Source organism: Oleiphilus sp. HI0079 (assembly GCF_001635105.1).
The window spans coordinates 1-12,443 of sequence record NZ_LWFT01001061.1 but is presented as its reverse complement, the minus strand read 5'-3'; the positions used below and the strand labels follow the sequence as shown (position 1 = coordinate 12,443).

General features: G+C 47.4%; 10 protein-coding genes and 1 pseudogene. 7 read left to right on the top strand and 4 right to left on the bottom strand.

Annotated elements, in window-relative coordinates; all coding sequences use genetic code 11:
• The 7 genes from A3750_RS18990 to holA form a co-directional block, all read left to right on the top strand.
• On the top strand, window positions 1-718 hold a 718-nt coding region (locus tag A3750_RS18990), incomplete at its 5' end, for a PhoH family protein (protein WP_156498746.1).
• Entirely contained in the window at window positions 711-1,175 is a 465-nt protein-coding gene (ybeY, locus tag A3750_RS18985; RefSeq protein WP_068457286.1) for an rRNA maturation RNase YbeY, read from the top strand. The genes A3750_RS18990 and ybeY, both read left to right, overlap by 8 nt.
• An 8-nt stretch (window positions 1,176-1,183) precedes the next feature.
• Entirely contained in the window at window positions 1,184-2,029 is an 846-nt protein-coding gene (locus tag A3750_RS18980) for an HlyC/CorC family transporter (protein WP_068457284.1), read from the top strand.
• Window positions 2,030-2,090: 61 nt separating this feature from the next.
• Window positions 2,091-3,626, top strand: a complete 1,536-nt coding sequence (gene lnt / locus A3750_RS18975; protein WP_068465911.1) for an apolipoprotein N-acyltransferase — start codon at window positions 2,091-2,093, stop codon at window positions 3,624-3,626.
• 162 nt (window positions 3,627-3,788) lie between these two features.
• Window positions 3,789-6,374 carry a leucine--tRNA ligase gene (leuS, locus tag A3750_RS18970; protein ID WP_068452267.1) on the top strand — a complete coding sequence of 862 codons (2,586 nt, stop codon included), beginning with the start codon at window positions 3,789-3,791 and terminating at the stop codon, window positions 6,372-6,374.
• Complete coding sequence (gene lptE / locus A3750_RS25070; protein WP_082863036.1) at window positions 6,364-6,891, top strand: LPS assembly lipoprotein LptE; 528 nt, start codon at window positions 6,364-6,366, stop codon at window positions 6,889-6,891. Before leuS ends, lptE begins: the two co-directional genes overlap by 11 nt.
• Window positions 6,892-6,894: 3 nt before the next feature.
• The gene (gene holA / locus A3750_RS18960) at window positions 6,895-7,914 is read left to right on the top strand and encodes a DNA polymerase III subunit delta (RefSeq protein ID WP_068452261.1); all 1,020 of its coding nucleotides are present in this window, start codon (window positions 6,895-6,897) and stop codon (window positions 7,912-7,914) included.
• 53 nt (window positions 7,915-7,967) lie between these two features.
• Here holA and A3750_RS18955 read toward each other — a convergent pair whose 3' ends face one another.
• The 4 genes and pseudogenes from A3750_RS18955 to A3750_RS26385 form a co-directional block, all read right to left on the bottom strand.
• Window positions 7,968-9,752, bottom strand: a complete 1,785-nt coding sequence (locus A3750_RS18955) for an acyl-CoA dehydrogenase C-terminal domain-containing protein (RefSeq protein WP_068452258.1) — start codon at window positions 9,750-9,752, stop codon at window positions 7,968-7,970.
• Between the two features lie 123 nt (window positions 9,753-9,875).
• On the bottom strand, window positions 9,876-11,669 hold the full coding sequence (locus tag A3750_RS18950) for an acyl-CoA dehydrogenase C-terminal domain-containing protein (RefSeq protein ID WP_068452273.1): 1,794 nt from the start codon (window positions 11,667-11,669) through the stop codon (window positions 9,876-9,878).
• A gap of 253 nt (window positions 11,670-11,922) precedes the next feature.
• Window positions 11,923-12,162: a hypothetical protein gene (locus A3750_RS18945; protein WP_068452255.1), complete on the bottom strand. Its 240-nt coding sequence runs from the start codon at window positions 12,160-12,162 to the stop codon at window positions 11,923-11,925.
• Between the two features lie 87 nt (window positions 12,163-12,249).
• Window positions 12,250-12,443, bottom strand: a pseudogene (locus tag A3750_RS26385) (dethiobiotin synthase); the annotation flags it as partial.

Genomic DNA, 12,443 nt, shown 5'->3' with positions numbered 1-12,443 from the left:
GGCCTCTCAGGATATTGCCACTGCCCAGCCAGTCGAAGACATCCACGCTATCATCAAGACACCCAAGCTTCAGGTGAAAGCGCGTAACCAGAACCAGATACTCTATTTACAGCGGGTTAAACAGCACGATATCAACTTTGGCATTGGGCCCGCCGGTACCGGCAAGACGTACCTAGCCGTGGCATGCGCTGTCGAAGCACTGCAAAAGGAAGAGGTTAAACGTATTCTATTAGTTCGCCCTGCTGTGGAAGCCGGCGAGAAGCTAGGATTCTTGCCGGGCGATCTTGCGCAGAAAGTCGATCCGTATTTGCGCCCTCTTTATGACGCTCTGTATGACATGCTTGGTTTCGAACAAGTCGCTCGCCTGATTGAAAAGAACGTCATAGAAATTGCCCCGCTTGCGTTCATGCGAGGAAGAACACTCAACAACGCGTTCATCATTTTAGATGAGAGCCAAAACACAACGCCCGAGCAAATGAAAATGTTCTTAACCCGGATCGGCTTTGGCTCTACAGCCATCATTACTGGCGATATCACCCAAACAGATCTCCCTAAAGGAGCAAAATCCGGATTATCACAATGCATGGATATCCTTGGCGGTGTAGCGGGTATAAGCGTAACGAGCTTTAACTCTAAAGATGTCGTCCGTCACCCGCTTGTGCAACGCATTGTTGAAGCATACGATCGTTTCGACTCGAAAGGACAAAAGAATGGCTAGCATTGATTTAGATCTGCAAGTCGCTACCAATTATACTGGCGTGCCAAGTAATGCAGAGTTCAAAGCGTGGTCACTCGCCGCCCTTATGGCAACCGACAAGCACTTTGAACTGACTATCCGCGTCGTCGATACGCCCGAGATCCAAGAGCTAAATGCCAACTACCGTGACAAGGACAAGCCGACGAATGTGCTTTCTTTTCCTTTTGAAGCGCCAGAACACATAGAGCTTGATCTGTTAGGCGATCTAATCATCTGCGCCCAAGTGGTTAACGCTGAAGCTAAAGAACAAAACAAAGATGAAAAGTCGCATTGGGCGCACATGACAGTACATGGCGTTCTGCACTTACTAGGCTATGACCACATCGATGATATTGAGGCTGATGAGATGGAAGGACTTGAAATTAAGATTCTCCATGAATTAGGCTACGCAAATCCGTATTCCCAAGAGGCAAACTAGTTCAACTAATGAACGACGACACTCCCAGTAGCGAGCCAGCTTCGAAAAGCTGGCTAGAACGCATATCGCAAGCATTTTCTGATCAACCTGATAGCGTTGATGAACTGCTTGAAATCTTAAGAGATTCAGAGCAAAGAAACGTTCTGGACGCAGACGCACTGAGCATTATTGAAGGTGCCATTCAGGTTACCAAAATGCAGGCGCGTGAAGTCATGATACCGCGCTCCCAGATGATTACCGTGAACGCAGATGCAGACCCCGAAGAGTATATTGATGATATCATCGAATCTGCACATTCACGCTTCCCCGTGTTTGGAGACTCAGATGATGAGCTTGAAGGCATCCTACTCGCGAAGGACCTCCTTCCTCTCGCTCTAAAGGGCGAATTGAGACGAAGCGCCGTGATAGATTTGCTTCGCCCTGCTTCGAAGATACCGGAAAGCAAACGATTGAATGAACTGCTCAAAGACTTCAAGCGAAATCGTAACCATATGGCAATTGTCATAGACGAATATGGTACGCCGTCAGGACTCGTCACTATCGAGGACGTGCTAGAACAGATCGTTGGCGAGATTGAGGACGAGCATGACATCGAAGAAGAGACCAACATCAAAACGCTTAGCGATAAAGAGTTTACTGTAAAAGCACTCACAACGATCGAGGAGTTTAACGAGTATTTTGATGTTCAGGTTCCAGAAGATGAGTTCGATACGATTGGTGGGTACGCGATCAAACGATTTGGCCGCTTGCCCAACCGAGGCGATGAGACTCGATTCGAAGGTTTTAAGATCACTGTACTGAACGCCGATAGTCGAACCGTCAGGCTATTAAAGTTAGAAAAACTTAACGCTTGAGAGACACAACAAGAGCGAGCGCCGAAACACGCGCTCGCCCAAAAACAATAAGAAGGAAACCATGCGAGGCGCACTCATTCTATCGGTCGCTATATTTTTATCGGGCGCCCTACAGACACTTGCGCTGAGCCCTTACGACTACTGGGTGGCCAGCATAGGCTCTCTGGTTTTGTTCTTAGCCCTCACGAAAGCGCTCGACCCCAACTCCTACCTTAGCCCCAAGAGCGCCTTTTATCATGGTTGGCTGATTGGTTTCGGCTTATTTGCCTCAGGCGCTTCGTGGGTTTATGTCAGCATCAACACTTACGGCAATGCCCCTCCAGCATTAGCCGGTTTCCTTACGTTATTCTTTGTTGCCGCACTGGGTTTGTTTCATGGTTTCATGTTTTGGCTCTATTCGAAGTTAAAGTCCAAGTATTTGGGTTTTAACGTGCTTCTCTTTGCGACACTGTGGGTGGGAAACGACTTAGTACGCAGCGTGTTCCTCACCGGTTTTCCATGGCTGTTTATCGGCGACTCACAGCTTGATGGCCCATTATCCGGATGGCTACCCTTGATTGGCAGCTACGGAACAACCCTCATACTTAGTATTACCTCCGGCGCCTTAGTTGCGCTCAGCATTGATCGACAACACCGTACCGCCTTGCTTGTAACACTCCTTTTGATAGCGCTATGGACTCCGGGTTATCTTTTGAAGGACAAAAACTGGACGGTTTCAACAGGAAAGCTGCAGGAAGTCGCTTTGATCCAATTGAACATTCCTCAAGAATTAAAATGGAAAAGCACCCAACGCCCCAAAACAATCGATTTACTTCGAAAAATGACCGAGGCTCACTTAGATAAAGACGTGATTTTCTGGCCAGAAACCGCCGTACCTCTTTTTTACACTTCAGCAAGGCCATTGCTGAGCCAATTTGGTCGAAAAGCCGAGGCTCAAAACGCCACGATCGTCACTGGCATTCCCTATAGCGGGTGGGATTCCGAAACAAAGAGCACGGTCATACACAACAGCGTGCTCGCAATAGGAAATGGCGAAGGCATCTATCACAAGCAGAAGCTCGTGCCGTTTGGAGAGTACGTTCCTATGCAAGACGTATTGCGCGGCCTAATTGAGTTTTTTGACCTTCCTATGTCGAACTTTCGCAAAGGTGAAGAAAACCAAAGTATGCTGAGTGTTAACGGTTTCAGTGTATCTCCCTTTATTTGCTATGAGGTTGTGTACCCAGACTTCGTCGCAAATCGCTCGATCGGAGCCGATTACCTACTAACGATCAGCAACGACGCGTGGTTCGGTGAATCAATTGGCCCTCTTCAGCACCTGCAACTTGCCCGCTTACGCGCTCTCGAAAACGGACGTTACATGGTCCGCGCAACGAATAACGGAGTAACCGCAATCATTAATACTAAGGGACAAATCGAAGAGCAGATTCCGCAGTTTTCCCAAGGCACTCTAGAAGGGCAAGTTCGAATATATGAAGGCGAAACCCCGTTCTCGCGAGTTGGATCAATGCCGATTCAGATCTTGTGTATATTTACTGTTTTCATCGGTGTATCTCTTCGCTGGAGGAGCAATAGCAATAAAGCACAGAGCCTTTAGCTCCAAAGATCTGTCTAAGATTGCGATCCGCTTCCATATTTGGTTTCAATGAGCTGTTGAACAGCTACACGCACCGCAAAAACTAAGATAAACTATGCGGCCCATTTTTTTACGCGGGTTTACTCCAAGAGCCCGCGTTGTATAGCGAAGTTAAGAAGAAATATGCAAGAACAATACTCTCCAAAAGACATCGAACAGAGCGCACGCGAATACTGGGAGCAAAACGACAGTTTTGCTGTAACAGAAGACCCTAGCAAAGAAAAATACTACTGCTTATCCATGTTCCCTTACCCTAGCGGTAAGCTTCACATGGGGCATGTTCGAAACTACACCATTGGGGATGTTGTCTCTCGTTACCAGCGCATGCTTGGAAAAAACGTGATGCAACCAATGGGCTGGGATGCATTCGGCTTGCCTGCTGAAAATGCCGCGATAAAAAACGGTGTTGCACCCGCCAAATGGACATACGAAAACATCGAGTACATGAAGAGCCAGCTTAAGCAACTAGGCTTTGGGTATGACTGGAATCGTGAATTTGCAACTTGCCGCCCTGAATACTACAAATGGGAGCAGTGGTTCTTCACGAAGCTTTACGAAAAGGGTTTGGTGTACAAAAAGAACGCGACCGTAAATTGGGATCCTGTCGATCAAACGGTTCTCGCGAATGAGCAAGTGGTCGATGGCCGCGGCTGGCGCTCTGGTGCAATTGTCGAGCGTAAAGAGATTCCGCAATGGTTTATCAAAATCACCGATTACGCCGAAGAACTTCTAACAGACCTCGATCAGCTTGATGAGTGGCCCGAGCAAGTAAAGACGATGCAACGCAATTGGATTGGCCGCTCGGAAGGCCTTGAGTTCGCGTTCAAAATCAAGGATTCCGATGACTCATTGAGCGTCTATACCACACGCCCTGACACGATAATGGGCGTCACCTACGTCGCCGTGGCCGCGCAACACCCGCTCGCAATTGCAGCCGCAGAGAAGAACACAGATCTTCGAGAATTCATCGAAAGCTGTAAGAAAAACAAGGTTGCAGAAGCCGACATGGCCACGATGGAAAAGCAGGGCCTACCGACCGGCTTCAAAGCTATTCACCCTATTACGGGCGAAGAAGTACCCGTGTGGGCCGCCAACTTTGTGTTAATGGATTATGGTTCAGGCGCTGTTATGTCCGTGCCAGCGCACGACGAACGTGATCATGAATTTGCCAAGCAATACAAGCTGCCGATTAAACAAGTGATTGCATCCGAAGATGGTGAGGACCTTGATATCCATGAATGCGCCTTTACTGAAAAGGGTTTACTTGTAAATTCTGGCGAATTTACAGGACTTAGCTCCAAAGAAGCATTTGACGCTATAGCTAAGCGCTTCGAAGAAGAAGACACAGGTAGTCGCAAAGTAAATTATCGATTGCGCGACTGGGGAGTTTCTCGGCAACGTTACTGGGGTGCACCGATCCCCATGAAGTATCTTGAAGACGGTACGGAAATCCCTGCGCCGCTTGAAGAGCTTCCCGTTACCCTACCCGAAGACGTTGAGCTCGATGGCGTAAAATCACCTATAAAAAGTGATCCAGCTTGGGCAAAAACAAGCCATGATGGACAAACTGCGTTCCGTGAAACCGATACATTTGACACATTCATGGAATCGTCATGGTATTACGCACGCTACTGTTCGCCAAACAGCGAAGAGCAAATGCTTGACCCTGAAGCCGCGAATTACTGGCTTCCTGTTGACCAATACATTGGCGGCATAGAGCATGCCATATTGCACCTGCTTTACGCGCGCTTTTATCACAAGCTACTGAGAGATGTCGGGCTGGTCGACAGTGACGAACCATTCAAACGACTGTTGTGCCAAGGCATGGTGCTCGCCGAGAGCTTTTATGAAGAAGACTCAAAAGGTGGCAAAGTCTGGATTTCTCCAACAGACGTTGAGACACAGACTGATGAGAAAGGCAAAACGATACGTTATGTGCACAAAAAAGACGGCAAAGAATTACTAAGTGCCGGCATGAGCAAGATGTCCAAATCAAAGAATAACGGCATCGATCCGCAAACAATTATCGACCAATTTGGTGCCGATACCGTTCGACTCTTTATGATGTTCGCTGCTCCACCAGAACAATCTCTAGAATGGTCTGATAATGCCGTCGAGGGCGCGAATCGCTTCTTGAAGCGTTTATGGAAAGCCGTTAACGAACACAAGCTAAACGGTGGCAATGCAGCACTGGTTGCCGACATGCTCAACGATGAGCAAAAAGCACTTCGAAGAAAAACGCATGAAACGATTAAAAAAGTCAGTGACGACTTAGACCGAAGGCTGACTTTCAATACCGCTATTGCTGCCGTTATGGAATTAATGAACAGTGTAAGTAAATTTGTCGACGTTAGTGAGCAAGGCCGAGCTGTAACGCACGAAGCCCTCGAAGCCGCAACACTCTTGTTAGCGCCTATCACGCCGCATATCTGTCACGCATTATGGGAAGAGCTAGGAAACAAAGACAACATTTTAGGTGCGACCTGGCCAAGCTTTGATGAGTCAGCGATGGTAAAAACGACCCAAGAGATTGTTGCTCAGGTAAATGGCAAAGTGAGAGCAAAGCTTACGGTTTCTGCTGATATCGGCAAAGACGAGCTTGAAGCGCTGGCGCTAGCCGATGAGAACGTCCTGCGCTTTACTGAGGGCAAAACAATCCGTAAGGTGATTGTTGTCCCCAACAAACTGGTAAACATAGTTGCAAACTAGATCGAACGAAATCCGCAGCTCGCTCTGTAAAATAGGAGCGGGCATCGCGATCTCTATATCTCTAACGCTTCAAGGGTGCGGGTTTCATGTCCGCACCGCAGACTTGGACTCTCTAGGCTTTAGCGAGGTAAGCCTTAGTTGCGATAAAACCTCATCTTGGGATTTATGTCAGGAACTGGAAAGGGAGCTAGCAAGCCACAAAGTGACAATGACAAAAGACGCGCTTTTTGAGCTTCGAGTTTTTAGTATCGAAGCAAAAGAACGCGTGTTTACGTTGAATCAAGACGCAACGGCGGATGAATACGAACTGACTCGCTCCTTAAAGTTCTCGCTCAAAGAATCCGCAAGCGATGAATCCCAGTACACGAACGAAATCAGTGCTCGACGTATATATCGCCATAGCTCATCTGAATTACTCGCAAAAGACCGAGAGCAAGCGGCGATCACAAAAGCTCTAGATCAAAGTCTAGCGCAAGAGATCATTCGACAACTAACTCTTATTCGTATCGGTAATTGAGACGTGCGGCTTAAACCAGCACAATTACGCTCACATCTAGAGGCTCCGCTCAAACCTGTATATCTGGTCACCGGAGATGAACCGCTACTAATCCAAGAAGCCGTTGACGAAATACGCAGCACCGCGCGACAGCAGGGCTTTGAAGAAAGACAGGTTTTTCACGCTGACCAAAAGTTTGATTGGCAGGCTCTGCTTGAGGAGGCCGGCTCCCTTTCCCTTTTCGCAACCAAAAAAATCATCGAACTGAAGCTGCCAAATGGTAAACCAGGGGTCGTCGGAAGCAAGAAGCTCGTAGAGTTTCTAGAATCCGCTCCTGACGACACTGTACTAATTATAGAGTCGGGAAAAATTGATAGAAACGCGCTTAACTCTAAGTGGTGCAAATCGCTCGATAACAAAGGTGCAATAATACAGGTTTGGCCAATCAAGCCTGAAGAAACCCTTGGCTTCATGCGGCAGCGTGCACACAAGCTAAAGTTGAATATTGAGCATGATGCACTGCAACTTCTGTCGTCAAGACTTGAGGGCAACCCACTTGCGGCAAAACAGGAGCTCGATAAACTGTTACTTTTGCACGGAACAAACCCAATCAGCGTCGGTATGATATTCGAAGAGGTGAAAGACTCCGCCCGGTACGATGCATACGATCTCTCAAAAGCAATGCTCCAGATACGCACTCATGATGCTGTGAACATTTTGCATCATCTCAAAGCTGAGGGCGCGCAACCGTTAGGAGTTTTATGGCCACTGGCTCGTGATGTTCGCGTCATTGCAGGCCTTCTACCTTTAGTCGGGCAACGAAATCGAGTTGAAGCGCATTTCAAGAAGAACCGGATTTTTCCAAACCAGCAGCAAGACTATGTACGCGCGGCCACACACACTAGCGTAAATCAAGCGAATCGAGCACTTGAGCTTCTCAAGCAAGCAGATCAGAGCATAAAAGGCGGGGTCGGCGCTCTTCCCCACTGGATCCTGATTGAAGACGCTGTACTCCAAATATGCGGCGCCAAACTCGGAATATAAAGATATAAAAAAGCCGCTCAATTGAGCGGCTTTTCGTCTTTACCAGCTTAAACTTAGAAGTTTTCAGCCGCTAGCGACATAGTGTCGTCACTACCAGACTTAATAGTCTCGAGCAAAGAGACGGTTTTTGGCAACAGACGGCTAAAGAAGAAGTTAGCGGTCTTGAGCTTACTCGCATAGAAGACGTCTTGTTCTACTTTTGGAGCTGCGGCTTTAACCATGCGCGCCCACATATAGCCATACGCCGTCAATCCAAACATATCCAAGTACTCAACAGCAGCAGCACCAACAGCATTTGCATCACCTTGCGCAGACGTTATAACGTGCTCAGTCGCATCGCTTAAACGTTCAACAGCTGCGGCTAACTGCTCAAGCTTACCAGCCAATGCAGGATTACCAGACTCCTGCTCAATGAACTCAGCGATTTCTTTCGCAAAGATCTCAAAAAGCTTACCGCCGTTGGCGACAATCTTACGCCCCATCAAGTCCATCGCTTGAATGCCATTGGTACCTTCATAGATTTGGGTAATACGAGTGTCACGTACTAGCTGTTCTTGGCCCCACTCGCGGATGAAACCATGACCACCAAAAATTTGTTGGCCAGCGACACATGTATCTAAGGCCCGATCGGTCATATAAGCCTTAGCTATAGGTGTTAGAAGAGCCACCATTGCATCGGCATTCTTTACTTGTTCCGCATCATCCGAAAACTTAGCGATATCAAGAAAACGAGCTACATATGTTGAAAATGCACGACTACCTTCTGTATACGCTTTCATCGTTAGCAACATGCGACGGACATCAGCATGCACAATAATAGGATCTGCTTGTTTCTCTGTTGCAACAGGACCTGTCGCCGACCGGCCTTGAATTCGATCTAGCGCGTATTCACGCGCGTTTTGGTAAGAGCGCTCTGCAGCACCAATACCTTGAATCCCAACACTCAATCGCTCGTAGTTCATCATAGTAAACATCGCTGCAAGGCCCTTGTTTACCTCACCAACAAGCCAACCTTGCGCACCGTCGAAATTCATAACGCAAGTAGCAGACGCCTTGATCCCCATCTTGTGTTCGATCGAACCACACGAAACATTGTTGTTCTCACCAACAACGCCGTTGTCATCAACCTTATTACGAGGCACAAGAAACAATGAAATACCCTTTGAGCCGGCCGGAGCATCTGGAAGCTTCGCCAAGACCAAGTGAATAATATTGTCAGTAAGGTCATTCTCACCACCGGTAATGAAAATCTTAGTACCAGTCACACTGTACGAACCGTCGGCATTTGGCTCTGCCTTAGTGCGAATCATGCCTAAATCGGTTCCGGAATGCGGCTCGGTGAGATCCATTGCGCCAGTCCACTCTCCTGAGTACATCTTGGGCAAATATTTATTCTTTAGCTCTTCTGAAGCGTGCGCATCGATAGCAAGCGCAGCACCTGAAGTTAAGCAAACATACAGACCAAATGAAATGTCAGCCGAGTAAAGCATTTCTTCATACTGAGCACCCAGCATTTTGGGCATACCCATACCTTCATAAACAGGATTACCGGTTAGGCCTGACCAGCCACCTTCTGCGAACGTTTTGTAAGCTTCAACGAACCCCTTAGGGACCGTCACTTTACCGTTGTCGAAGTGACAGCCTTCTTCATCCGCTTCGCGGCTTAATGGCGCAATCAGTGATGCTGTAATCTTTCCAGCCTCTTCCAATATCGCATCTGCTGTCTCCATATCAATCACTTCTTGCGTACCTGCAAGCGAACCCCAAAGCTGCTCGGCTTCGAAAACTTCGTTCATAACAAAGCGGATATCTTGTAACGGCGCTTTATAATCTGCCATGTAATTTCCCTCAAGTATTTTACGGATGCCTAGTCAATTAACTTAAGCATTCTTCGGTCTAGAATTTGTCGCGTATTCTAACGCAAAAAGCCCGCGAAGCGGGCTTTTTAAACTAACAGACAATTAGAAAGCGAAGTTTTCTTCGTCAATTGCCATAATCGACTCACCACCAGCGAGAACCATCTGAGCGTGAGCTGCTGTACGCGGCAAGATACGGTCGTAATAGAACTTGGCAGTCTGAACCTTAGCCGTATAAAAGCCTGTTTCAGTTGTACCAGAAGCTAGCTTCTCTTGAGCAACTTTTACCATCTGTGCCCAGAAGTATGCTAGACATACGTAACCTGAATACATCAAGAAGTCTACAGATGCAGCGCCCACTTCATCGCGATTCTGCATGGCAGTCATGCCAACCTTCATCGTAATATCGCCCCACTCTTTGTTTAGAGTAGAAAGCTTTTCGATAAATGGCTTAAGTTCGGCATTGTCTTCGTTTGCCTGACAGAACTTGTGCACTTGCTTCGTAAAGTTACGCAGCGACGCGCCTTGAGACATTAGAATTTTTCGACCCAACAGATCAAGCGCCTGGATACCAGTCGTTCCTTCATAAAGAAGCGCAATACGCGTATCTCGAACGATTTGTTCCATGCCCCACTCTTGGATAAAGCCATGACCACCAAAAACCTGAACACCGTGGTTTGCAGCTTCATAACCCGCTTCAGTACAGAACGCTTTCAAAATTGGCGTTAAGAAACCAAGCATTTCATCAGCAGCCTTCTGCTCTTCACCTTCACCATGCTGAACAAGGTCGGCTTGTTGAGCCGCGAAGTAAATCATTGCACGTGACCCTTCAGCGATCGCTTTTTGCGTCAAAAGCATACGGCGCACGTCTGGGTGAACGATAATTGGGTCAGCCTTTCCTTCAGGATTCTTAGGACCCGAAAGCGAACGCATTGCTAGACGATCTTTCGCATATGCGAGTGCTCCCTGGAAGGAACCTTCAGCAGCCGCAAGACCCTGAATAGAGGTACCAATACGGGCCACGTTCATGAATGTGAACATGCAGTTAAGACCTTTATTCTCCGGACCGATCAACCAACCTTTTGCACCATCAAAATTCATCACACAAGTCGCGTTACCATGTATACCCATCTTGTGCTCAATTGAGCCGCACGTAACTGCATTTCGCTCACCAGCCTCGCCATTAGTATCCGGCAGGCACTTAGGGACGATGAAAAGCGAAATCCCTTTAGTACCTTCTGGAGCACCAGGAAGACGAGCTAGTACGATATGAACAATGTTGTCCACCATATCGTGCTCACCAGCAGAGATAAATATTTTAGTACCAGTGATGCTGTAAGAGCCATCTGCATTAGGCTCCGCTTTCGTAGTTAGAATACCTAGATCGGACCCACACTGAGGCTCAGTCAAACACATCGTACCGGTCCACTCACCCGAAATTAGCTTGGTGAGATACGTTTCTTGCTGCTCCGGGGTACCGTGTTCTTCTAGTGTCGCGCGCGCACCATGAGACAAACCTGGGTACATACCCCAAGACCAGTTTGATGTACCAATCATTTCGCTAAGGATGATATTAATAGACTCAGGCAAGCCTTGGCCGCCATGCTCTACAGGAGCATTCATCGAAGGCCAACCGCCCTCCACGAACTGCTGATACGCCTCTTTAAAACCAGCGGGAGTCTTAACGCCGTCTTCGCTCCAAGTACAACCTTCTTGGTCGCCACTTTGGTTAATTGGGGCTAGAACTTCTTCACAAAACTTCGCTCCCTCAGTAACAATTGCGTCAACCATGTCCGGCGTCGCTTCAGTAGCACCAATATTCTGATAGTGCTTTTCACTATCAAGCACTTCGTCCATAAGGAACTTAATATCTCTTAGGGGAGCTTTATAATCTGGCATAACGTTAACCTCAAATTTAATCGGTTTCGTTTGAAAACTATTGGATTTAATGAGCAAATCACACATGGGAATTGCCCGACTGAACTCTAAATCAAACGAGTGTTTGAAACATACGTTTGCTTATATGCTTTGTCAAGCTTTGGGTTTAGAAAAATGTGAACGGATTTGAGATCATAAAAATAGCGCAGAGAGTTAGTTTCTGCATCATTGAGGGGAACGAATCAGAAAATTCTATAGAAACGAGAGGGGCGGATCAGGCCATCGTGTCGAGAAGCGTACCAAGCACTTCATCAGCAGTGCGCACTACTTGCGCAGATGCCTCGACAGAACGTTGATAAAGCCGTAACTCGACGATCGATTCTGCTGCATCATTTGCACCCACAGCACCGTCGATTGCGCCGGCACGAACAATATCAGAAGCAGTTTTCTCAACTCCTTCGATACCTTGCCGAACACCAGACAACCCTACATCGATCACTGAGTTTACATTCATAATGCACCAAACCTAAAATAGGTTATTAATTGAACAGTTTTTATTTAAGCAAAACACTTACCTCAAGGCAAGTTTGGGAGGCGTTTTTTACACAGTTAAACAACTTATATCCAAAGAGTTACTAAACTTTTCAGCACGAGGCTCAGTTTCATAAGGAACGACACCGATAAAGGGCGCGCCCAGTGCCGACCTAAGCGTAGCGACATTCTCCTCAATATAGCTCATCGGCTGATCCGTAATCTGATTACCCACCCATCCCGCAATCTCGAGCCCATCTCGCC